Genomic DNA, 21,230 nt, shown 5'->3' with positions numbered 1-21,230 from the left:
AGTGGGAATAGCCATAGTGGAGCAACGAGAGAACACAATGAAACGATTGCATGGAGCCGCTGGGCTTCTCATCTTCATGGGTACGATATCGAACGCGCTGGCCGTCGATTGCCGGGTCAATGGTGGCAACTGGCAGACGGGTAATCCCAACTTGCGCGTTCCGGTTATGGTGACCTTAAGCTCGGACCGTCAGAGGATCATGATGGAGGGTGCCAGGTTGGAATGCATGTATTCCCCTGGCCAGGGCCCTGCCTGGGGGGAGGATTACTGGGCAACGGGGAACGCCTCAGGGACACCCTGGACCCCCGGCCCTCTTTTCGGTAACGAAAGGGCCGGTTTGCGTATCAACGGATCGTTTCTGAACAATCCGGTGCCGTCGGGTATCCGCGTGGCGACAATGCCCAATAACCGTGTCGTTTACCCCATCAATATCACCCCGTACATTCTGATGCGCAACAGTCCGTCCAACCCGATCAACGTCGTCGCCAATGACCTACTCGGTATGTTGCGCATCAGCAGCTCGAACAACTGGGACAACACCCGACCGCAAGTGACCGTTACCTATATCGCTGCCAACAACTTCACCGTGTCGCCGTCGACCTGCACGATCAACAATAACAACCCGATCGAGATCAACTTCGGCGACGTCCCTCAGCGCGCCTTGGGCAGCGATCCCCTGACCACCCCCATTCGCGTCAACCGCAGGCTCAACTACTCGTGCCCGGATGGCGGAATTGACTCGCCCATCACCATTACCTACAAAGGCATACAGTCGTCGTTCGACAATCGACTGCTGATGATGACCAATCCGAACTTGGGAACCGCCCTCGTGCGTGCGGGCTCTGCGGTTTCGGTCAATGGCTCATTCCTCACTCGGATCACCAACAGCGTAGGCGGCGATGACGTGACGTTTTCACTGGTTCGGCGTGCGGGTTCCCTACCCGCCACCGGGGCCACAAGCGGCAGTGGAGTACTGGTGATGGGGGTGCCATGACGCACCGGTGGGGCTGAGGAAAAAAGGGGCGCGGGCGAAGATCTTGTATCAGGGACTGTGCACTTGGTGGCAGTTCGCTATAATCCGCGCCAACGCCCCACGACAGTGTCAGCGCCCTCCACTTCTCTTAACGATGACCCACTATGAACAAGATCCTGGCACTGACTGCGGTACTGGCGCTGGCCGGTTGCACCACCACATCCGACACCCTGCTGAAAAATGGCGAACAAGGCCTGACCATCGACTGTTCGGGCGAGGCCAACTCTTGGGCCAGTTGCTACGAGAAAGCCGACGCGTCCTGCGCGGGCACCGGCTACCGTATCGTCGGCACCAATGGCACGCCTGCCCTCAAGGAGAGTGACAAGACCCTGGGTCAGGATGTGGGCAATTTCAAGGGCCGTAGCGTCGTGGTGGTCTGCAAATAAGCCGGCGTGCTACAGATGCACTTCGGCGAACTTGATCCCCAGGCCACGCAGTATTTCGATCAGGTCATCCAGGCGCGGGAATGACTCGACTTCATCCTGGTCGTCCACCAGGAAGTAGCTGCGACCGCCGCTTTTCTTGAAGAATACAATCCACTCGCCCAGGTCGGCGGGGTTCTGGATGACATGGGTCGCCGCAATCTGACCTTCAGCATGGCGGGCTTTGACGAGTTCGCGTTTCATAACAGGCTTTCCAGAAAAAACAAATGCCGCTCAAACCCAAGGTCTGAGCGGCATCTTTATAGTGAATGCCCAACAGTTTAACGGATGCCCTGCCCCAAATGCATGTCGCCACTGACGGGTGATAGCTTTTTTATCGGCTCCGGTGCGCAGGATAGGCCTGGGGCTCAGCCAGAAATGCATTCTTCCCCGGCTTTCTTCACGTCGCCGGGACGAATCGGCACATTGGACATGCTCTCATAGAGCTTGATGCTGCTCCCACTGGAGCGGTCTTCGATTACGAAGATCGCCGAAGGATCCGCCGAGAATTTCTGCGGCACAATCACCTGAATACCGTCTTTATGGGGCTCGATCTGCGGTGGCCGGCGGGTCGCCTCCAATTTACGCACTACACACGCCGCATATTCCTGCGGCTTCTTGCCCGAGATGACCACCAATGTTGGCGGGGTCTGCTTGATATCTGCAACCGAAGCACACCCACCTATCGCCAAGGCCAGCACCAACACACTCCACTTCATACAAAAACCTCCGATAAAGACCCTACGACAGCGGGGATGGTAAATTTCTCCCACCAACGTAGGATTTATCTCTGATTACAGGGTAAATAACTGTTTTAAATTGTCGAAGACGTCGACGACGGCCCGATAATAAACGCGCTGGGGCTGATAAACTCCATCTTAACCTACGTATCATTCTGATTTTTCAGAAAAAGCCCTTCTGGAGACACCCCATGAAATTCATCCACCAGCGTGAGCACCTCAACGAGGGAGACATTGTCGTCATCGAATGCTCGCAAACCTGCAACATTCGCCTGATGAGCGACGCGAACTTCCGCAGCTTCAAAAATGGTGGCCGCCATACCTATCATGGTGGCGCATTCGATAAGTTCCCAGCCAAGATCACCGCGCCCAGCACCGGGTTCTGGAACATCACGCTCGATGTGGTGACCCGTCGTGCCATCAGCGTGACCCGCAAGCCGGCGCTGTCCCACAAGATTCGCATCGTTCGTCGCACCAGCACCAAGTTGAGCTGATCCGAACACCTGAAAGGAAGAAAGCTGTGACCTCTACAACCAAATACGTCATCAAGTACAAACTCAACGGCGAGCGCCGCTTTGAATTTGCCCAATTGCAAACCGACAGCGTCGACGAGGCCAAGCAAGCTCTGGCGAAAATTCATGATGCCAGTGACGAAATCACCGACATCAATGTGAGCAAGGCGCTGTAAGACATGTCGGGGCCGACTGCCGATTTATTCGCCGATGGCGCCCTGCAACAACCCCCAGGGCGCGAGCAGATTGGCGAAGAGTCCTACGTACTCCGGGGCTACGCCCTGCCCTGGATTGAGCGCTTATTGCCTGAACTACGGCGTGTCCTGGCGCAATCTCCGTTTCGGCAGATGGTCACACCCGGTGGTTTCACCATGTCGGCAGCGCTGAGCAGTTGCGGCGAGCTGGGCTGGACCACCGACACCCGCGGCTATCGCTACAGCCCCCTCGACCCGCGCAACCAACAGCCATGGCCCGCCATGCCAGACGCTTTGCTGCAGCTGGCGGTGTCGGCGGCAGCCGAGGCCGGTTTCAGCGGCTTTTTACCTGACGCCTGCCTGATCAATCGCTACGTGCCTGGAGCAAAGATGTCACTGCATCAGGACAAAAATGAGCGTTGCTACAGCGCCCCCGTAGTCTCGGTATCCCTGGGCCTGTCGGCTATTTTCCTGTTTGGTGGCCATCAGCGCAGTGACAAACCGCAGAAGATCTCGCTGTTCCATGGCGATGTGGTGGTCTGGGGCGGCGTTGATCGCCTGCGCTTTCATGGGGTGATGCCAATCAAGGAAGGCGAGCATCCCGTCATGGGCCCGCAACGCATCAACCTGACCTTTCGCACTGCCGGCTGATTTTGACCGCAAGCTTCGGAGTGTCATGGGCAACCGGCACGGTTAATCTGCTCGTGAACCGTCAAGAGTGCAGGCCATGAACAACGAACACGATCCGCGCTGGGCCGCCATCATTGCCCGCGATGCCAAGGCAGACGCCCTGTTTGTCTACGGCGTGAAAACCACCGGCGTATATTGCCGGCCCAGCAGCGCTTCGCGTTTACCGCGCCCGGAAAATATCGAATTCTTCGACACCCCGGCGCAGGCCGAAGCCGCGGGTTATCGTCCGAGCAAACGTGCCGCTGGCGACCGAACCCAACTGGCCGCCCATCATGCGCAGTTAGTCGCCAATGCCTGCCGGCAGATCGAACAGGCAGAAACGGCCCCGAGCCTTGAAGTACTGGCGCACCAGGCCGGGTTGAGCCCTTTCCACTTCCATCGTGTGTTCAAAGCCAGCACTGGCTTGACCCCCAAGGGCTATGCCCGTGCTCTGCGTTCGCGCAAGGTTCGCGACGGCCTCAAGGGCCAGCACTCAGTGACCGACACGCTGTATGACGCAGGTTTCAACTCCAACAGCCGTTTCTATGAAGCCGCCGATCAATTGCTCGGCATGAAGCCCCGCGATTACAAAAGCGGCGGTGCCAATAACACCATTCGCTTTGCCGTGGGCCAATGCTCGCTGGGGGCTATTCTGGTGGCACAGAGCCAACGTGGCGTGTGCGCGATTTTGCTCGGAGACGATCCGGACAAGCTGGTGCGCGACCTGCAAGACCAGTTTCCCAAGGCCGAACTGGTCGGCGCGGATCGGGGCTTCGAACAGCTGATCGCCCAAGTCGTGGGGTTTGTCGAAGCCCCTGCCCTGGGCCTTGATCTGCCCCTGGACCTGCGCGGCACGGCCTTTCAGGAGCGCGTGTGGCAGGCTTTGCGCGAAATTCCGGTGGGCAGCACCGCCAGCTATGCGCAGATAGCCGAGCGTATCGGCGCACCCAACTCCTTTCGCGCCGTGGCCCAGGCCTGTGGTGCCAACCACCTGGCGGTGGCGATTCCCTGTCATCGCGTGGTGCGCAGCGATGGCCAATTGTCGGGCTACCGCTGGGGCGTCGAGCGTAAGCGCCAATTGCTCGAACGCGAGACACCGCACTGAAACCCAACCCCCACAAAACACTGCATTCGTCCAGTGAATAAAACAGACTGGCCGGCTGCCAGGTGCCCTGTTAAAACAGCGAAACGCCCTACCAACGCTGGAGACGCATCCCATGAGCACCTGGCCAGACACTCGTATTCTCGACCTGCTCGGCATTGATGTGCCGATCATCCAGGCACCGATGGCCGGGGCGACGACCACCGCCATGGTGATTGCCGCCCAGCAAGCCGGCGCGCTGGGCTCCATGCCCGCCGCCGCGCTGAGCATCGAGCAATTGCGCGAAGCCCTGACCATTATCCGCCAAGCCAGTACGCACCCGCTGAACCTGAATTTCTTTTGCCACCAGCCGCCCGACGCAGATGAAGCGCGTGACCGCCGCTGGAAGGATTTGCTGCAACCCTACTACCTTGAACTGGGCGCTGATTTTGACGCGCCGACGCCTGCGTCCAATCGCGCACCATTCAACGAGGCCGCTTGCCAAGTGGTTGAGGAGTTTCGCCCTGAGGTTGTGAGTTTTCACTTCGGCCTGCCGGAAAAAACCTTGCTGGACCGGGTAAAAGCCAGCGGTGCCAGAGTGCTGTCCTCCGCGACCACCGTCGAAGAAGCCATCTGGCTGGAGGAGCACGGCTGCGACGCGATTATCGCCATGGGTATTGAAGCCGGTGGGCACCGTGGCCTGTTTCTCAGTGACGACCTCAACAGCCAGATCGGCTTGATGGCCTTGGTGCCGCAGATTGTCGACGCGGTCAGCGTGCCGGTGATTGCCGCAGGCGGCATCGGCGATGCGCGGGGCATTGTCGCCGCCATGGCTCTGGGCGCCTCGGCGGTGCAAATTGGCACGGTGTATCTGTTCACGCCCGAAGCCAGCATCACGGCTTCCCACCATCACGCGCTACGCCATGCACAAGCCAGTGAGACCGCACTGACCAACCTGTTCACCGGCCGCCCGGCGCGGGGCATCGTCAACCGCGTGATGCGTGAACTCGGCGCAATCAACCCGGCCGCACCGGCGTTCCCAAAAGCCGGCGGTGCGTTGATGCCGCTCAAGGCCAAGGATGAAGCGGGTTTCAGCAACCTGTGGGCGGGCCAGGCCCTGGGGCTTGGCAAAGATTGCTCCACCTATGACCTGACCTGCGAACTGGCCGAGCAGGCACTGGCCAGGCTCACGCGTAGCTGAGTCGGGCATAAATATGTGGGAGGGGGCTTGCTCCCGATGAGGGAGTGCCAGTGAAATACATCAGCGATTGACCCTCCGCCATCGGGAGCAAGCCCCCTCCCACATTGGCACTGTACCAGCAATGGTCGTCCGCTATATATTCACATACATAGCGTTTAAACCTTCTACCCGACCACGCCGTCCATCCCAAGGAGTTGCTCCATGATCACCCGCGTCTCACGCCTGGCCCCCCTGCTTGCCGTATTTGCCTTGGGTTCGGCCCACGCTGATGAAGTGCAGGTGGCGGTGGCTGCCAACTTCACCGCGCCGATCCAGGCCATTGCCGCCGACTTCGAAAAAGACACCGGCCACAAACTGGTCGCGGCCTATGGCGCCACCGGGCAGTTCTACACTCAGATCAAGAACGGCGCGCCGTTCGAAGTGTTCCTCAGCGCCGATGACACCACCCCCCAAAAGCTCGAAGTTGAAGGCGATACCGTCAAGGGCTCGCGCTTCACGTACGCCGTCGGCACCTTGGCGCTGTGGTCGGCAAAGGAAGGCTACGTGGATGCCAAGGGTGACGTGCTGAAGAAAAACCAATTCCAGCACCTGTCCATCGCCAACCCCAAAGCCGCGCCCTACGGGCTGGCCGCCACCCAAGTGCTGGCCAGGCAAGGCTTGACCGAACAGGTCAAGGGCAAGCTCGTCGAGGGCCAGAACATCACCCAGGCCTATCAGTTCGTGTCCACCGGCAATGCCGAGCTGGGCTTTGTTGCCTTGTCGCAGATCTATAAGGACGGCAATGTCACTCGCGGTTCAGCGTGGATTGTTCCTGCGTCGATGCACGACCCGATCAAACAGGACGGCGTGATCCTCAACAAGGGCAAGGACAGCGCCGCCGCCAGGGCCCTGATTGACTACCTCAAAGGGCCGAAAGCAGCGGCCGTAATCAAATCCTACGGTTACGAGCTGTAAATGCCCCTCTCGAGTGCTGATTTTTCCGCGATCTGGTTGACCATCAAGCTGGCGTCACTGACTACTGTGATCCTGTTGATCATCGGCACTCCGATTGCGCTGTGGCTGTCGCGCACCACCTCATGGTGGCGCGGCCCCATCGGTGCAGTGGTCGCATTACCGTTGGTACTGCCGCCAACGGTCATCGGTTTCTACTTGCTGTTGACCATGGGCCCCAACGGTTACTTCGGCCAGTTCACCCAGTGGCTGGGCCTGGGCACCCTCACCTTCAGCTTCGCCGGGCTGGTGATCGGCTCGGTGATCTATTCCATGCCTTTCGTGGTGCAGCCATTGCAGAACGCCTTCTCTGCCATCGGCACCCGCCCGTTGGAGGTGGCTGCGACCTTGCGCGCCAATCCGTGGGACACGTTTTTCACAGTGATCCTGCCCCTGGCGCGCCCGGGATTTATCACCGCATCGATCCTCGGCTTTGCCCATACCGTCGGCGAGTTCGGCGTGGTGCTGATGATCGGCGGCAATATCCCGGACAAGACCCGGGTGGTCTCGGTGCAGATCTACGACCACGTTGAAGCCATGGAGTATGCCCAGGCTCATTGGCTGGCCGGTGCCATGGTGGTGTTCGCGTTCCTCGTATTGCTGGCGCTGTACTCCAGCCGCAAAACCAAGATGGGCTGGAGCTGAACGCGATGATTGATATACGCCTGCGCTTGAAATACTCCGCCTTTGCCCTGGACGTCGACCTGCAATTGCCCGGCCGCGGCGTTACCGCGCTATACGGGCATTCCGGCTCCGGCAAGACCACCTGCCTACGCTGCATCGCCGGTTTGGAGCGCGCCGAAGAAGCTTTTGTGCAGATCAATGATGAGGTCTGGCAAGACAGCCACAAAGGGCTGTTTGTGCCTGCGCATAAACGCGCCTTGGGTTATGTGTTCCAGGAAGCCAGCTTGTTTCCCCACCTATCGGTACGGGCCAATCTGGCGTTCGGCCTCAAGCGCATTCCACGCCAGCAAAGGCGCGTGGACATGGCCCAGGCCACCGAGCTGCTGGGCATCGGCCATCTGCTCGAGCGTCAGCCACAACACCTGTCCGGCGGCGAGCGCCAACGCATCGGCATCGCCCGCGCCTTGCTTACCAGCCCCAGGTTGCTGTTGATGGATGAGCCCCTGGCGGCCCTGGACAGCCAACGCAAAAGCGAGATCCTGCCTTACCTGGAACGCCTGCACGACGAGCTGGATATTCCGGTGCTGTACGTCAGCCACGCCCAGGATGAGGTCGCGCGACTGGCCGACCATATCGTCTTGCTCAGCGAAGGCAAGGCCCTGGCCAGCGGGCCCATCGGCGAAACCCTGGCACGGCTCGACCTGCCGCTGGCCCTGGGCGACGATGCCGGCGTGGTGATCGCTGGCAGGGTGATTGCTTACGATGAGGACTACCAGTTGCTCACTCTGCAACTGCCCGACTGCCCGTTACAGATTCGCGTGGCTCACACGCCGCTGGCGTTGGGCCAACCGCTGCGGGTCAAGATCCAGGCACGGGATGTAAGCCTCAATTTGCAAGCGGAAGCACACAGCAGCATCCTCAATCGGCTCCCCGTCACCGTCACCCAAGACATTGGCGCGGATAACAGCGCCCATGTGCTGGTGCGCCTGGATGCAGGCGGCACGCCGTTGCTGGCACGCATTACGCGCTTCTCCCGCGACCAGTTGCACCTGCATCCGGGCCAAGCGTTGTGGGCGCAAATCAAGGCCGTGGCGGTGCTGGCCTAACCAATTGGCACGACCGAAAGATGCTGCGGTCAATCAGACATACCGGCCTGTTTTGTTGTCAAGGAACCCGCACTATGCCTGATTCTTCGTTGCCCGCCGACCTGCCCCGCGACCTGCATTACGTTGACGACACCCAGCCTGGCATTCGCCGCAAGAAGGTGAGGGGTAAGTTCCAGTACCTGGACGCCAAAGGCGAGCGCATCACCGATGCCGACGAAATCAAACGCCTGAACGCCCTGGCCGTACCACCCGCCTACACCGATGTGTGGATCTGCGCCGACCCTCAAGGCCATTTGCAGGCCACCGGCCGCGATGCCCGTGGCCGCAAGCAATACCGCTACCACCCACGCTGGCGCGAAGTGCGTGACAGCGACAAGTACTCGCGGTTGCAGGCCTTCGGCAACGCCTTGCCGAAATTGCGCAAACAGCTGGAAGCACAGATAGCCGAGCCGGGGTTTACCCGCGAAAAGGTCCTGGCGACGGTGGTGATGTTGCTGGATGCCACGCTGATTCGCGTCGGCAATACCCAGTACGCCCGCGAGAATAAATCCTACGGCCTGACTACCCTGCGCAACCGTCATGTGGATATCAAGGGCAACGAGATCCAGTTTCAGTTTCGTGGCAAGAGCGGTGTCGAGCACCAGGTCAGTGTCAAGGACCGGCGCCTGGCCAGTGTGGTCAAGCGCTGTATGGAGCTGCCCGGGCAGAACCTGTTCCAGTACCTGGACGAAGACGGTGAACGCCATACCGTCAGTTCCCACGACGTCAACGCCTATCTGCATGAACTGACCGGCGAAGACTTTACCGCCAAGGACTATCGCACCTGGGCCGGCACGGCCATGGCGTTGGCGGTATTGCGCGAGTTGGCGTGGCAGCCGGAGTCCGACGCCAAGCGGCATGTGGTGGCGATGGTCAAGGACGTTGCCAGGCAGTTGGGCAACACGCCTGCGGTGTGCCGCAAATGTTACATCCACCCTGCGGTGCTTGAGCATTTCAGCCTCGGTGAATTGTCGAAGCTGCCCAAGCCCCGAGTGCGCAAGGGCCTGAAAGCCGAGGAAGTGGCCCTGGCGATGTTCCTTGAGAAATTGGCCGAGGACTTGCCGCACAAAGCCAAGGTGGGTTAGCCTCTGCGTCCCTTCTTTAACGGGATGACCGCCGACGTGAACAACTAAGCCTTCCAAAATGTATCTGCAACGAGCCGCCTGGTGCGCTTGTTGGCCTGTTCGACATTTTTTTGGAGGTGCTGATGACTGACGTCACCCGGCTGCCCGTGCTTGTTTCCCTGCAACATGTGTCTTTCCAGTTCGCCAATGGCGAAACCTTGCTGGAGGACCTGAACCTGTCCATTGATCACACGCCCACCGGTATCGTCGGGCGCAATGGCCGTGGCAAAAGTATCCTGGCGAAGTTGCTGGCCGGGGTATTGCTGCCCTCCTCCGGCAGCTTGAAAAAGCCGTCCAGCGTCGTCTATGTGCCCCAGGCGCTGACGGTTCAAGCAGGCGCAACGGTCGCCCATCTCACCGCCACGGCCGATGCCTTGGCTGCCCTTGAGCGTATGGCCCGAGGTGAGGCCCGTGTCGGTGATCTGGAGTTGATCGACGATCGCTGGGACCTGGCCGAGCGCTTGCGCCTGGCACTGGACGCGGCGGGTTTGCCAACCCTCAGCGCCGGCACCCGGGCTGATCAACTCAGCGGCGGCCAGTTGGCTCGGGTCGCCCTGATCGGTGCGCTACTGGCGGCACCGCAGTTGCTGATTCTGGACGAACCGAGCAACCACCTCGACAGTGCCGGGCGCGCTTGGCTGCGACGGGTGCTGGCCGATTGGCGCGGCGGCCTGGTGGTGATCAGCCATGATCGACAGCTACTCAACGCCATGGGTCGCATCATCGAATTGTCACCCCTTGGTATCCAGGTTTACGGGGGCAACTACGACGCCTATCGCCAGCAACAGCAAACACAGCAGCAGGCCGCCATCGCTGCGTGGGAACATGCGCGCCAGACACGTAGCCGTGAGCGTCGACGCCTGCAAAAAGACCATGACAGCCTGCAGCGCAACGCCGCACGCTCGCGTAAAAATGCCGAGACCGCCAACGTCGACCGCTTCACCAAGGCACGCTGGAAAGGCGCCGCTACGGAAATTGTCAGCACTGTACGCAGCGCTCATCACGCGCACAAAAAACAGCTGGATGACCAGGTGCGTCAAGCCTACGAGCGCGTGGTGGACGAAGCGCCCACCCTGCTCGCCTTGCCAGGCTCGACGGTGCCCAACGGCCGGCAAGTGCTGACGCTGGAGGGTGCGCAGTTGCCCTGGCTCAATCCACTGGCGCCCTCCAGCTATCTGACCATTAACCTGGCGGGGCCCGTGCGCGTTGCCGTGCGCGGGCCTAACGGTTGCGGTAAATCCACCCTGCTCAAATTACTCGCCGGCCAATGGCAGGCCGTGAGTGGCGAGTGCCAGGTGGCGGTGTCCAGCGCTTATCTCGATCAGCACCTGGCACTGCTGGATGATCGGCTTTGCATCATCGAACAACTCAACCTGCTCGACACCCCGCTGGCTGAAGCTGAGCTGCGTACGCGCCTGGCGTTACTGCAACTGGATGCGTTGCGGGTCACCCAACCGGTGGCGCAACTCAGCGGCGGCGAACGCCTGAAAGCCGCGATGGCTGTTGCCTTGTGGCGTGCTATCCCCGCACAACTGCTGCTATTGGATGAACCTACCAATCACCTGGACCTGGAATCGGTGCTCGCCTTTGAGCAAGCGTTGAAAAGCTTTAGCGGCGCGATGCTGGCTGTCTCCCATGACGAGGCTTTTCTACAGGCGATTGAACCGACTCATCATTTGACGTGGCACAGTACCGGCTGGCAACTGGAGTATGCCTGAGGTCATTGCACCCGCACGCAAAGCGTCCTACGGTAGTGGCCGGATAATCTCACCGAGGAAACCGGCCCCATGCTGCCTTCGTCCCGCAAGCCTTACACCAACGTTACGCTCGCCCATCGACAGCGCTGGCGCGGGCGGGTGGGTATGATGCTGGTGGCGTGCCTGTCGGTGCTGGCCGGCATGACCGACGCCATTGGCTTTATGGCCAGCGGCGATTTTGTCTCGTTCATGAGCGGTAACACCACGCGGTTGGCGGTGGCCATCAGCGCCGGCGACCTTGGGCTTACCGGGCGCCTGGTGCTGTTGATCGCGACCTTTGTACTCGGTAATGCTTTGGGCGTGATGGTCAGCCGCTTCAGCAAGCGCCACGCGTTGCCGCTCTTGTTGTGCATCGGCACCTTGCTCTGTGGTGGGGCGCTATGGCCGTCGACAGCGACCTTACCGGCTTTGCTGGCGGCGATTATCGCCATGGGTATGCTCAACGCGGCCGTCGAGGAAGTGAATGGCTTGCCGGTGGGGCTCACCTATGTCACCGGCGCGCTGTCGCGCTTTGGGCGTGGGCTGGGGCGCTGGCTACTTGGCGAGCGTCGCAACGGTTGGCGCGTGCAATTGGTTCCCTGGGCCGGAATGTTTATCGGTGCGGTGATCGGCGCGCTGCTGGAACAGCAGATGGGCCTGCGTGCGCTGTGGGTCAGCGGTGCATTGGCGGGGCTATTGGGGCTGGTGACACTGATGATCCCGCGGCGCTGGCACCTGGGTTTCATGCCGCGTTGAGGCGGGACAAAGAGGTGCTCGTCCGACGTTTAGGCCTCGACATCCGTGTACCGGTAAAGAGCCATCACGTCGAGCGAGCGAGTGAATCATAAGACAATGCCCGGCGGCTGTCCCGCCAGGCGTTTCGCAATATGACTAAGGCAAGGTATTACAGACAAGTGGCGAGCGCAGCCAGGCGGCGCTTGGCCGGCATATTGTCTTCAGCGGCGTAGTACTTGACGCTAGAGCCCGCACCCGTGCTTTGTACGTCGACAAAGTAGTCGCCACCGGTGGTGTAGACTGTGAAACCACCGGCCTCGGTAGCCTCCTTGAAACCGCCGGCGTCGACGCCAAACACGCTTTCATCCTGCCAGCCGAACTGGATGCACTGGGCAACCACCAGGGTGGCCTTGTCCGATGCCAGGGTCTTGTAGGGGCTGCCGGCACGGGCCTCTTTCATCTTCGAGCCCGCGCAGCCGGCCAGTGCTGCCAGTACCAATGCGCCAATTACCAGCTTGTGCATGCCATTGCTTCCTTGGAAAAACCGTGACTCTACCATTGTGCCGGGGTCAACTGACGCGCCCATGAACTTTGTTTCACTGTGAACGGCATACTCGCCGCCTATAGTGGCCAAGCTCATTTTCAAGAAGCCTCCCTTATGCCCGCCCTCCCGCGGGCGTTTTTTTGCCTGGGTATCAGAGCCACCAGCGAAACAGATAGAACAACGCCATGCTCGACAACACGGTGATCAATACGCTGCGCGTCCAGAACATCAACGCCACGGCGCAAATGGCGGCCAGCAAGTAGGGGTTGGTCGGGCTCAGGTTGAGTTGATGGTCCGCCAGGAAAATAATCGGCCCGCAGATTGCTGTGAGCATGCCCGGCACAGCGAACCCCAGGAACTCACGGGCGCCGCGATTGAGCCGCACGGGCAGGCGCGGTTCGAGAAACACATAGCGATTGAAAAAAACCACCAGGCCCATGGCCACAATCATCAAGTAGATCATCGTTGCCCCACTCCCAGGCGCTTGCAGGCAAACCCTGCGCTCATCCCCAATACCCCCGAGACCACCACCGCCGATTCCCAGTGCAGATAGCTCAGCCACACCGAACACAGCAACGAAACTGCCACACATACCACCGTGGGCACATCGCGCACCACGGGGGTAATCAGGGCGATAAAGGTGGCGGCAATCGAGAACTCCAGCCCCAACTGGTCCAGGCCGGGAATGCTCTTGCCCAGCACAATGCCGGCCAGGGTGAAGAGGTTCCAGATGATATAAAACGTCAGGCCGACGCCCAGGGCGTACCAGCGATTGAAGGTCTGACGGTCGTAGTGGTTGACCAGGGCGAAGAACTCATCGGTCAACAAGAACCCCAGGCTCATACGCCAGCGGGTGTTGAGCGCCGACAATGTGGGGCGCATATGCATGCCGTAGAGCAGGTGCTGGGAGGTCAGCAGCAAGGTGGTCAACACGATAGAAATCAGGCTGGCGCCGCTCTTGACCATGCCGATGGCGACCAACTGCGCCGCACCGGCAAACACGATGGCAGACAGGCCCTGGGCTTGCAGCGGGGTAAATTGCGCATCGATGGCCATGGAGCCGGCGAGCAACCCCCAGGGGGCGCAGGCCAGGGACAAGGGAATAACGGCGATGGCGCCGCGGGTGAAGGCGTAATGAGGTAATGCAGTGGGCATGGAAACGGCTCATCGACAGACAGTCGACAAGCATGCCAGCGCAATCGGGGGGCTTGTCTTGAACGATCTTGCTCAGGCGAGCTTCACCGAAACCAGCTCCACCGAATCCCGCGCTTCACGCAATTCGTAAGCATCCTGGTTCAACCGGTGGATGGTGTTGAGCAAGCGCTGGCGCAGGACCTCATCGCCGAGTTTTTCCACGGCGCGCATCAGGTCGAACGCCGCGGTTTCGTTATTTTCCGCGACGGAATCCAGGGTCTTGCGCAGGTTGCGAGTGGCACGGGTCACGCGGGTTCTTCCTTCATCAGCAATGGGCAGGCACTTTAGGACCTTTGTGTTTCATTTTAATTTCAAACAGTTGTGGCTGTTTCCAGGGCATTTGATCCATATCAAATGAAACAAGATTTGACCGAAACATATGGAAATACGTATATTCGAATAACCATATATACAGGCAATGGCCATGTCCAATTTCCTCTCTCCTCCCACCCTGTTCAAATGCCTGGCTGACGCAACTCGCGCACGCCTGGCGTTATTGATCCTGCGCGAAGGCGAACTTTGTGTGTGCGAACTGATCCATGCCTTGGACGATAGCCAGCCCAAGATCTCCCGTCATCTGGCGCAACTGCGCAGTTGCGGGCTGCTGCTGGACCGCCGTCAAGGGCAATGGATCTACTACCGCATCAATCCGGCACTGCCCGCCTGGGTGACTCAGGTGCTGGACACCACCTTACAAGCCAACCAGCCATGGTTGCAGAACGACGCACTGCGTCTGGATGCAATGGGCAATAGACCACAACGGGCAAGCACCTGCTGCTAAGCCATCGGAGCCTTTATTCATGCTTGTCGCAATTGCGATTTTCCTCGTCACCATCGTGCTGGTCATCTGGCAGCCTAAGGGCCTCGGCGTGGGTTGGAGCGCCACCCTGGGGGCGATCCTGGCCCTGGCCTTTGGGGTAATCAGCCTGGCGGACATCCCGGTGGTGTGGCACATCATTTGGAACGCCACCGGTACCTTTGTCGCGCTGATCATCATCAGCCTGTTGCTCGACGAAGCCGGGTTCTTTGCCTGGGCCGCCCTGCATGTAGCGCGTTGGGGCCGTGGCCGCGGGCGGCGCTTGTTTGCCTATATGGTGCTGCTCGGCGCGCTGGTGTCGGCGCTGTTTGCCAATGACGGCGCGGCGCTGATCCTCACCCCCATCGTAATGTCGATGTTGCTGGCCTTGCGTTTTTCTCCGGCGGCAACCCTGGCATTTGTCATGGGCGCCGGGTTTATCGCCGATACGGCGAGCCTGCCGCTGGTGGTGTCGAACCTGGTCAACATCGTCTCGGCGGACTATTTCAAGATCGGCTTCAACGAATATGCCGCGGTGATGGTGCCGGTGAACCTGGTCAGCGTCGCTGCGACCCTGGCAGTGCTGTTGTGGTTTTTCCGCCGCGATATTCCCCAGACCTACGACCCGGCCGACCTCGCAGACCCTGCCAGTGCCATCCATGACCGAGCGACCTTTCGCGCCGGCTGGTGGGTACTGGGCATTCTGCTGGTCGGCTGTTTTGCCCTGGAGCCACTGGGCATTCCCATCAGTGCGATTTCCGCGGTATGCGCGGTACTGCTGCTGGTGATTGCCGCCAAGGGTCACAAGATTTCCACGCGCAAGGTCCTCAAGGAAGCGCCCTGGCAGATCGTGATCTTTTCCCTGGGCATGTACCTGGTGGTGTATGGCCTGCGCAATGCCGGCCTGACCGACTACCTGGCGACCTGGCTCGACACCTTCGCCACCTACGGTGTGTGGGGCGCCGCCATGGGTACCGGCGTGCTGACGGCACTGCTCTCATCGGCGATGAATAACCTGCCGACGGTGCTGATCGGCGCGCTGTCCATTGAATCCAGCCATGCCGTGGGCGTGGTCAAGGACGCGATGATCTACGCCAACGTGATCGGCAGCGACCTGGGCCCGAAAATCACCCCCATCGGCAGCCTGGCGACCTTGCTGTGGCTGCACATCCTGGCGCGCAAAGGCATCACCATCACTTGGGGCTACTACTTCAAGGTCGGCATCGTGCTGACCTTGCCGGTGCTGTTGATTACCCTCGCCGCCCTCGCCCTGCGCCTGAGCGTCTAAAGGAGCCTGCAATGAAAGTGCTGTTCATGTGTACCGCTAACAGTTGTCGCAGTATTTTGTCCGAGGCCATGTTCAATCACATGGCGCCTGAGGGCTTCGAGGCGATCAGCTCCGGCAGTTTTCCCAAGGGCCAGGTTTTGCCCCGCAGCCTGAGCACGCTGCAGGCGGCGGGCATCAGCACCGAAGGTTTGTACAGCAAGGGCAATGACGCTTTTGAAGTTAACCCGCCGGATGTGGTTATCACGGTGTGCGACAACGCGGCCGGGGAAGCTTGCCCCGTGTATTTCGGCTCAGCGGTGAAGGCGCATTGGGGGTTGCAGGACCCTTCCCACGTGCAGGGTGATGAAGCCCAGGTAGACGCTGGATTCAAGGCCACCCTCGACATTATTGCCGCTCGCTGCGAGGCTTTTTTCGCGCTGCCATTTGCCAGCCTCAGCTCGGATGAATTGAAGGTTGAGCTCGAGCGTATAGCCTCAATGTGAGAGTGGGCTTGCTCCCGATAGCGGAGGGTCAGCTACAGATGAGCTGACTGACACACTGCTATCGGGGCATGGGTATCTACACAACTTCTGGTACGCCGCAGTCCCCTGTGGGAGGGGGCTTGCTCCCGATGGCGGCCTGGCAGCCCACCTGGATGTTGGAGTTTGATCGAGTACATATCCGTTATTTGGGTAACGGCCACTATTGGTTCCGCCCGTACATGCCCCACCACTCGGCACCTCGCTTCGGCTCGGTGTGCCCAAATCCCTGTCGAATTCCGGCCAGCGTGGTTTAACGGGGCGCCTGAGATCAAAAGCAGATCAAGGGCGGCTCGCTTCGCATCGTGGTTACGGTTGGGTCGGCTGATATAAAGTTGTGTAGATACCTACGGCTATCGGGAGCAAGCCCCCCCCACATTTGGATCGTGGACCATGCAAATCTGCATGGTTTCTTAACCCTGCGCTGACGTATGCTTTCGCACTTTCCTGGAAGGACGCGGGCATGCTGACGATCTTTTTCTACGCACTGGTTTTCGGTTTCGTGTTTTGCCTCTCCCCCGGCGCCGTACTGGCGGAGACCCTACGCCGCGGCTTGCTCCACGGTTTCACACCGGCGCTGCTGGTGCAGTTCGGCTCACTGGTGGGTGACGCCGTTTGGGCCGTGATTGGCCTCACCGGTATCGCGCTGCTGATCCAGCATGACGCGGTGCGGGTGCCACTGACGATCGTCTGTGCGCTGTACCTGGCGTGGCTGGGCATCCGCAGCCTGATCGACGCCTGGCACTTGCCCGCACCCAGCGACGCACCGGCCAGTACCCGACAAAATGCACTGGCCGTGGGCGCGGCGATTTCCCTGGCCAACCCGAAGAATATTGTCTATTGGGGCGCGCTGGGTAGTGCGCTGTCGGGCATCGTCGGCACCACGCCCAGCCAGGGGCAAACCCTGATGTTTTTTGCCGGCTTCATGCTGGCGTCGGTGCTCTCGTGTTTCCTGGTTGCCGCACTGGTGAATTTGTTGCGCAAGAACGCATCACCGACTTGGCAGCGTGTCAGTTATGCCGCATGCGGTTTGGTATTGATCTACCTGGCGATACTCGCCGCCCAAGGTATATGAAGTTATATACCCAGCAACTTGCGCACGCCTCTTGTCTGAATGAACTCTGAACGCAGGTTGATTTAATTAATCATGCGTTGACATTCTGACATGGCCTGAGTAGATTGCCCGTGCCCGCAACTGGGGCCTTTTTTAAACCTCACAAAAGAAGCCAATGGACACAGTATCTAGTCGCTGTCCGAGCACCGCATCCGCGGGCATCGGGCGCCAAACCCAGAATATGACAGGACTCGCCTTCCAGGTCCGGTAAGCTGCGCTAGAGCTCGATGCTCCACCGTAACTGCCTCACCGGTCGGGTGTCCGGTCCCGAGGTGTGTTATGACCTTCCAACTCATTGCTTTGCCCGATGTACGCACGCTGGCCGCCGCCCTGCGCGCCAAGCTGTGCCGCGATCCCGTGGGCTTTTCGCCTACCCGCTCAACCTTTGCGGCACCCTCCCCTCAAGCCCGCCCGGCACCGCCGTTGGCGCACTGGCGTATCTGCCCTGACAGCGGACAACTGGTGCAGCACTGGGACCACGCCGACCCTCAAGACCCGCAGAGACCCAAGGTTTTCAGCCTGGCACAAGCCAGCTTGATGCTCTGTGTTTATGTGAGCGCTCGCGCCGCCTGACTTGGCTGGAAACTGCAACTTTCTTATTAATACCCTGGAGTTCTTTATGAATACGTCCAGTAGTAGCCCGCTGCGCGCAGATTAACTAACGCGCTGTTAGCGGGCACCCTAGAAGTTATCTGAACACATTATTGAAACCGATCGCGAAGTCCGCGGCTCGGCATGCTTTCGCTCGCCTCTATGCAGGTAAGTACCGGGTATGTTTTGTCGAGAATTGGCGACAGGAGTACAGACAATGAGCGCCGTAAAAAACCCGCCTCTGCACAAGAAAAATGGCACCGCTACCGACACCAAACTGTCGATGCGCGCCGCCCGTGAAGCCCAGAACGGCCTGGCGGCTACCCTCGCCAACGTACGTGCCACCCAGGACGGCCTGACCGAACTGGACGCCTCGGCGCGTCTGCAACGCGAAGGCTACAACGAAGTCGCCCACGACAAGCCGCCACACGCCATGGTCCAGTTCCTGCAGGCGCTGAACAACCCTTTCATCTACGTACTGCTCACCCTGGGCGGCATCAGCTTTGTCACCGACTGCTGGCTGCCGATGCAAGCAGGCGAAGAGGCCGACCCGACCAAGGTCATCATTATCATGACCATGGTGCTGCTCAGCAGCCTGCTGCGCTTCTGGCAGGAGCACCGTTCGGCCAAATCCGCCGAGGCGCTCAAGGCCATGGTGCGCACCACGGCCACCGTGCTACGCCGCGAGCAGGTCGGTGCCCAACCTACCCTGCGCGAGGTGCCGATGCGCGAGTTGGTGGCCGGCGATATCGTGCAGCTGTCGGCCGGTGACATGATCCCTGCCGACATCCGCCTGATCGAATCCCGCGACTTGTTTATCAGCCAGGCCGTCCTGACCGGTGAAGCCTTGCCGGTGGAGAAGTACGACACCCTCGGCGATGTCACGCAAAAATCCGCCTCCAGCCTGGCCGCCGATCAGGGCAATCTGCTGGACCTGCCGAACATCTGCTTCATGGGTACGAACGTGGTCAGCGGCCGCGCCAAGGCTGTAGTGGTCGCCACCGGGCCGCGCACGTATTTTGGCTCCCTGGCCAAGGCGATTGTCGGCTCGCGGGTGCAAACCGCCTTCGACCGTGGAGTGAACAGCGTCAGTTGGTTGCTGATCCGCTTCATGCTGGTGATGGTGCCCATTGTGTTCTTCCTCAATGGCTTCTCCAAGGGTGACTGGGGCGATGCCTTCCTGTTTGCCCTGGCGGTGGCCGTCGGCCTCACTCCGGAAATGCTGCCGATGATCGTCAGCGCCAACCTGGCCAAGGGCGCCACGGCCATGGCTAAGCGCAAAGTGGTGGTCAAGCGCCTCAATGCGATCCAGAATTTCGGCTCGATGGACGTGCTGTGCACCGACAAGACCGGCACCCTGACCCAGGACAAGATCATTCTCGAGCATCACGTCAACGCCTTCGGCCGGCGCGATGATGCAGTGTTGTCCCTGGCCTGGCTGAACAGCTTTCACCAGAGCGGCATGAAGAACCTGATGGACCAGGCCGTGGTGCAGTTTGCGCAACAAAACCCCAAGTTCCAGGTGCCATTTGCCTACAGCAAGGTCGATGAATTGCCGTTCGACTTTGTCCGCCGCCGCCTATCCATCGTGGTCAAGGACGCTGCCGGTGATCATCTATTGGTGTGCAAGGGCGCCGTGGAGGAGATGCTGAGCATTTCCACCCACACCCTGGAAGGCGGCACCGCCGTACCCCTGGATGATCGCCGCCGTCAGGAGCTGCTGGCACTGGCTAATGACTACAACGAAGACGGTTTTCGCGTGCTGGTGGTGGCGACTCGTAATATTCCCAAGGCATTGGCACGCCAGCAGTACACCACCACCGATGAACGCAACCTGGTGATCCAGGGCTTCCTGACCTTCCTGGACCCACCGAAGGAAACCGCAGGCCCGGCGATTGCTGCGCTGCAACAAATTGGCGTGGCGATCAAGGTGTTGACCGGCGACAACGCCGTGGTCACCAGCAAGATCTGCCGCCAGGTCGGCCTGGAGCCGGGCCAGCCGCTGCTGGGCGTGGAAATCGAAGCGATGGACGACGCCACCCTGCTGCGCCGCGTGGAGGAGCGTACGGTATTTGCCAAGCTGACGCCGCTACAGAAATCGCGGGTACTCAAGGCGCTGCAAGCCAACGGCCACACCGTCGGTTTCCTCGGCGACGGTATCAACGATGCGCCGGCGCTGCGGGATGCCGACGTGGGTATCTCGGTGGACAGCGGTACGGATATCGCCAAGGAATCAGCCGACATCATCCTGCTGGAAAAGAGCCTGATGGTGCTGGAAGAAGGCGTACTCAAAGGCCGCGAGACCTTCGGCAATATCATGAAGTACCTGAACATGACTGCCAGCTCCAACTTCGGCAATGTGTTCTCGGTGCTGGTAGCCAGTGCGTTCATTCCGTTCATGCCGATGCTGGCGATCCACCTGCTGCTGCAAAACCTGATGTACGACATCTCCCAGCTGGCCCTGCCGTGGGACAAGATGGACAAGGAATACCTGGCCAAGCCGCGCAAGTGGGATGCGAAAAACATCGGCCGCTTCATGATCTGGATCGGGCCTACCTCCTCGATCTTCGACATCACCACCTTCGCGCTGATGTGGTACGTGTTCGCGGCCAACAGTGTGGAAATGCAGACCCTGTTCCAGTCCGGCTGGTTTATCGAGGGGCTGCTCTCACAAACCCTGGTGGTGCACATGCTGCGCACCCGCAAGATCCCGTTCTTCCAGAGCACGGCTGCCTGGCCGGTGCTGATGATGACCTGCATCGTCATCGCCCTGGGTATCTATGTGCCGTTCTCGCCACTGGGCACCCTGGTAGGCCTGCAACCGCTGCCGATGGCGTATTTCCCATGGCTGGTGGGCACCCTGCTGGCGTACTGCTGCGTGGCCCAACTGATGAAGACGATCTACATCCGCCGCTTCAAGCAGTGGTACTGATCACCCCGCCGTTCAAACGGTGGCGGTCGCCCGGCCGTCACCGTGCA

Annotated in this window: 25 protein-coding genes; 19 read left to right on the top strand and 6 right to left on the bottom strand. The window is 60.1% G+C overall.

The annotated features are described in order from the left end of the window. Positions 1-37: 37 nt before the first annotated feature. Together NMB39_RS14385 and NMB39_RS14380 are read left to right on the top strand one after the other, a co-directional pair. On the top strand, positions 38-994 hold the full coding sequence (locus tag NMB39_RS14385) for a fimbrial protein (protein ID WP_046068226.1): 957 nt from the start codon (positions 38-40) through the stop codon (positions 992-994). A gap of 143 nt (positions 995-1,137) precedes the next feature. After that, positions 1,138-1,419: a hypothetical protein gene (locus tag NMB39_RS14380; RefSeq protein WP_005788201.1), complete on the top strand. Its 282-nt coding sequence runs from the start codon at positions 1,138-1,140 to the stop codon at positions 1,417-1,419. Between the two features lie 9 nt (positions 1,420-1,428). Here the strand turns inward: NMB39_RS14380 and NMB39_RS14375 are convergent, their stop codons facing one another. Together NMB39_RS14375 and NMB39_RS14370 are read right to left on the bottom strand one after the other, a co-directional pair. Continuing rightward, entirely contained in the window at positions 1,429-1,659 is a 231-nt protein-coding gene (locus NMB39_RS14375; RefSeq protein ID WP_043051522.1) for a hypothetical protein, read from the bottom strand. Between the two features lie 164 nt (positions 1,660-1,823). Then, a complete protein-coding gene (locus NMB39_RS14370; protein ID WP_057023932.1) occupies positions 1,824-2,174 on the bottom strand; it encodes a hypothetical protein in 351 nt (116 codons plus the stop codon). A 212-nt stretch (positions 2,175-2,386) separates the two neighbouring features. Here NMB39_RS14370 and NMB39_RS14365 point away from each other — a divergent pair, with 212 nt between their 5' ends. The 11 genes from NMB39_RS14365 (at position 2,387) to NMB39_RS14315 (ending at position 12,227) form a co-directional block, all read left to right on the top strand. Then, positions 2,387-2,689, top strand: coding sequence for a DUF1883 domain-containing protein (locus NMB39_RS14365; RefSeq protein ID WP_003173824.1), 303 nt, complete (start codon positions 2,387-2,389; stop codon positions 2,687-2,689). A 26-nt stretch (positions 2,690-2,715) separates the two neighbouring features. Further along, entirely contained in the window at positions 2,716-2,883 is a 168-nt protein-coding gene (locus NMB39_RS14360) for a hypothetical protein (RefSeq protein ID WP_198719026.1), read from the top strand. A 3-nt stretch (positions 2,884-2,886) separates the two neighbouring features. Continuing rightward, positions 2,887-3,552 (top strand): DNA oxidative demethylase AlkB, encoded by a 666-nt coding sequence (gene alkB, locus NMB39_RS14355; RefSeq protein ID WP_494338986.1) that lies wholly within the window; start codon positions 2,887-2,889, stop codon positions 3,550-3,552. A gap of 76 nt (positions 3,553-3,628) precedes the next feature. Continuing rightward, on the top strand, positions 3,629-4,675 hold the full coding sequence (ada, locus tag NMB39_RS14350) for a bifunctional DNA-binding transcriptional regulator/O6-methylguanine-DNA methyltransferase Ada (RefSeq protein ID WP_057023934.1): 1,047 nt from the start codon (positions 3,629-3,631) through the stop codon (positions 4,673-4,675). Between the two features lie 112 nt (positions 4,676-4,787). After that, positions 4,788-5,852 (top strand): NAD(P)H-dependent flavin oxidoreductase, encoded by a 1,065-nt coding sequence (locus NMB39_RS14345; protein WP_494338987.1) that lies wholly within the window; start codon positions 4,788-4,790, stop codon positions 5,850-5,852. 201 nt (positions 5,853-6,053) lie between these two features. Then, the gene (modA, locus tag NMB39_RS14340) at positions 6,054-6,806 is read left to right on the top strand and encodes a molybdate ABC transporter substrate-binding protein (protein WP_494338988.1); all 753 of its coding nucleotides are present in this window, start codon (positions 6,054-6,056) and stop codon (positions 6,804-6,806) included. Beyond that, positions 6,807-7,487, top strand: a complete 681-nt coding sequence (gene modB / locus NMB39_RS14335; RefSeq protein WP_057023937.1) for a molybdate ABC transporter permease subunit — start codon at positions 6,807-6,809, stop codon at positions 7,485-7,487. Between the two features lie 5 nt (positions 7,488-7,492). After that, entirely contained in the window at positions 7,493-8,572 is a 1,080-nt protein-coding gene (gene modC / locus NMB39_RS14330) for a molybdenum ABC transporter ATP-binding protein (RefSeq protein WP_057023938.1), read from the top strand. A gap of 74 nt (positions 8,573-8,646) precedes the next feature. Next, positions 8,647-9,696, top strand: a complete 1,050-nt coding sequence (locus NMB39_RS14325) for a DNA topoisomerase IB (protein WP_057023939.1) — start codon at positions 8,647-8,649, stop codon at positions 9,694-9,696. Positions 9,697-9,818: 122 nt separating this feature from the next. Further along, positions 9,819-11,453 carry an ABC-F family ATP-binding cassette domain-containing protein gene (locus tag NMB39_RS14320; protein WP_494338989.1) on the top strand — a complete coding sequence of 545 codons (1,635 nt, stop codon included), beginning with the start codon at positions 9,819-9,821 and terminating at the stop codon, positions 11,451-11,453. Positions 11,454-11,522: 69 nt separating this feature from the next. Continuing rightward, the gene (locus NMB39_RS14315; protein WP_057023941.1) at positions 11,523-12,227 is read left to right on the top strand and encodes a YoaK family protein; all 705 of its coding nucleotides are present in this window, start codon (positions 11,523-11,525) and stop codon (positions 12,225-12,227) included. 148 nt (positions 12,228-12,375) lie between these two features. Here NMB39_RS14315 and NMB39_RS14310 read toward each other — a convergent pair whose 3' ends face one another. From NMB39_RS14310 to NMB39_RS14295, 4 genes are all read right to left on the bottom strand, one after another. After that, positions 12,376-12,729: a hypothetical protein gene (locus NMB39_RS14310; RefSeq protein WP_056847811.1), complete on the bottom strand. Its 354-nt coding sequence runs from the start codon at positions 12,727-12,729 to the stop codon at positions 12,376-12,378. Between the two features lie 172 nt (positions 12,730-12,901). Beyond that, positions 12,902-13,213 (bottom strand): AzlD domain-containing protein, encoded by a 312-nt coding sequence (locus NMB39_RS14305; RefSeq protein WP_057012487.1) that lies wholly within the window; start codon positions 13,211-13,213, stop codon positions 12,902-12,904. Further along, positions 13,210-13,905, bottom strand: coding sequence for an AzlC family ABC transporter permease (locus NMB39_RS14300; RefSeq protein ID WP_057023942.1), 696 nt, complete (start codon positions 13,903-13,905; stop codon positions 13,210-13,212). Before NMB39_RS14300 ends, NMB39_RS14305 begins: the two co-directional genes overlap by 4 nt. A 72-nt stretch (positions 13,906-13,977) precedes the next feature. Continuing rightward, a complete protein-coding gene (locus NMB39_RS14295; protein WP_046068240.1) occupies positions 13,978-14,193 on the bottom strand; it encodes a hypothetical protein in 216 nt (71 codons plus the stop codon). A gap of 175 nt (positions 14,194-14,368) precedes the next feature. On the opposite strand from NMB39_RS14295, the gene NMB39_RS14290 reads away from it, so the two are divergent. The 6 genes from NMB39_RS14290 to mgtA all read left to right on the top strand — a co-directional run bounded on the left by NMB39_RS14290 (position 14,369) and on the right by mgtA (position 21,183). Then, a complete protein-coding gene (locus tag NMB39_RS14290; protein ID WP_057024099.1) occupies positions 14,369-14,725 on the top strand; it encodes a metalloregulator ArsR/SmtB family transcription factor in 357 nt (118 codons plus the stop codon). Between the two features lie 19 nt (positions 14,726-14,744). Further along, positions 14,745-16,028 carry an arsenic transporter gene (locus NMB39_RS14285; protein ID WP_057023943.1) on the top strand — a complete coding sequence of 428 codons (1,284 nt, stop codon included), beginning with the start codon at positions 14,745-14,747 and terminating at the stop codon, positions 16,026-16,028. Positions 16,029-16,039: 11 nt separating this feature from the next. Next, positions 16,040-16,510, top strand: coding sequence for an arsenate reductase ArsC (locus tag NMB39_RS14280; protein WP_306957991.1), 471 nt, complete (start codon positions 16,040-16,042; stop codon positions 16,508-16,510). Between the two features lie 499 nt (positions 16,511-17,009). Beyond that, entirely contained in the window at positions 17,010-17,621 is a 612-nt protein-coding gene (locus NMB39_RS14275; RefSeq protein ID WP_306957992.1) for a LysE family transporter, read from the top strand. 318 nt (positions 17,622-17,939) lie between these two features. Then, on the top strand, positions 17,940-18,233 hold the full coding sequence (locus NMB39_RS14270; protein WP_057023946.1) for a hypothetical protein: 294 nt from the start codon (positions 17,940-17,942) through the stop codon (positions 18,231-18,233). Positions 18,234-18,468: 235 nt separating this feature from the next. Further along, positions 18,469-21,183, top strand: coding sequence for a magnesium-translocating P-type ATPase (gene mgtA / locus NMB39_RS14265; RefSeq protein ID WP_494338990.1), 2,715 nt, complete (start codon positions 18,469-18,471; stop codon positions 21,181-21,183). Positions 21,184-21,230 lie beyond the last annotated feature (47 nt).

Source organism: Pseudomonas sp. FBCC-B545 (assembly GCF_059134095.1).
The sequence above is the reverse complement of the archived record's forward strand: the minus strand, read 5'-3'. Positions and strand labels throughout refer to the sequence as shown.

Bases quoted from the DNA above. Each gene is read 5' to 3' on its own strand.
- NMB39_RS14345 (WP_494338987.1), top strand. From the start codon at position 4,788: ATGAGCACCTGGCCAGACACTCGTATTCTCGACCTGCTCGGCATTGAT.
- NMB39_RS14380 (WP_005788201.1), top strand. From the start codon at position 1,138: ATGAACAAGATCCTGGCACTGACTGCGGTACTGGCGCTGGCCGGTTGC.
- NMB39_RS14320 (WP_494338989.1), top strand. From the start codon at position 9,819: ATGACTGACGTCACCCGGCTGCCCGTGCTTGTTTCCCTGCAACATGTG.
- NMB39_RS14375 (WP_043051522.1), bottom strand. From the start codon at position 1,659: ATGAAACGCGAACTCGTCAAAGCCCGCCATGCTGAAGGTCAGATTGCG.
- NMB39_RS14310 (WP_056847811.1), bottom strand. From the start codon at position 12,729: ATGCACAAGCTGGTAATTGGCGCATTGGTACTGGCAGCACTGGCCGGC.
- NMB39_RS14285 (WP_057023943.1), top strand. From the start codon at position 14,745: ATGCTTGTCGCAATTGCGATTTTCCTCGTCACCATCGTGCTGGTCATC.
- modB (WP_057023937.1), top strand. From the start codon at position 6,807: ATGCCCCTCTCGAGTGCTGATTTTTCCGCGATCTGGTTGACCATCAAG.
- NMB39_RS14270 (WP_057023946.1), top strand. From the start codon at position 17,940: ATGACCTTCCAACTCATTGCTTTGCCCGATGTACGCACGCTGGCCGCC.
- NMB39_RS14385 (WP_046068226.1), top strand. From the start codon at position 38: ATGAAACGATTGCATGGAGCCGCTGGGCTTCTCATCTTCATGGGTACG.
- alkB (WP_494338986.1), top strand. From the start codon at position 2,887: ATGTCGGGGCCGACTGCCGATTTATTCGCCGATGGCGCCCTGCAACAA.
- modC (WP_057023938.1), top strand. From the start codon at position 7,493: ATGATTGATATACGCCTGCGCTTGAAATACTCCGCCTTTGCCCTGGAC.
- NMB39_RS14365 (WP_003173824.1), top strand. From the start codon at position 2,387: ATGAAATTCATCCACCAGCGTGAGCACCTCAACGAGGGAGACATTGTC.
- NMB39_RS14315 (WP_057023941.1), top strand. From the start codon at position 11,523: ATGCTGCCTTCGTCCCGCAAGCCTTACACCAACGTTACGCTCGCCCAT.
- NMB39_RS14290 (WP_057024099.1), top strand. From the start codon at position 14,369: ATGTCCAATTTCCTCTCTCCTCCCACCCTGTTCAAATGCCTGGCTGAC.
- NMB39_RS14325 (WP_057023939.1), top strand. From the start codon at position 8,647: ATGCCTGATTCTTCGTTGCCCGCCGACCTGCCCCGCGACCTGCATTAC.
- NMB39_RS14370 (WP_057023932.1), bottom strand. From the start codon at position 2,174: ATGAAGTGGAGTGTGTTGGTGCTGGCCTTGGCGATAGGTGGGTGTGCT.
- NMB39_RS14305 (WP_057012487.1), bottom strand. From the start codon at position 13,213: ATGATCTACTTGATGATTGTGGCCATGGGCCTGGTGGTTTTTTTCAAT.
- NMB39_RS14280 (WP_306957991.1), top strand. From the start codon at position 16,040: ATGAAAGTGCTGTTCATGTGTACCGCTAACAGTTGTCGCAGTATTTTG.
- mgtA (WP_494338990.1), top strand. From the start codon at position 18,469: ATGAGCGCCGTAAAAAACCCGCCTCTGCACAAGAAAAATGGCACCGCT.
- modA (WP_494338988.1), top strand. From the start codon at position 6,054: ATGATCACCCGCGTCTCACGCCTGGCCCCCCTGCTTGCCGTATTTGCC.
- NMB39_RS14275 (WP_306957992.1), top strand. From the start codon at position 17,010: ATGCTGACGATCTTTTTCTACGCACTGGTTTTCGGTTTCGTGTTTTGC.
- ada (WP_057023934.1), top strand. From the start codon at position 3,629: ATGAACAACGAACACGATCCGCGCTGGGCCGCCATCATTGCCCGCGAT.
- NMB39_RS14300 (WP_057023942.1), bottom strand. From the start codon at position 13,905: ATGCCCACTGCATTACCTCATTACGCCTTCACCCGCGGCGCCATCGCC.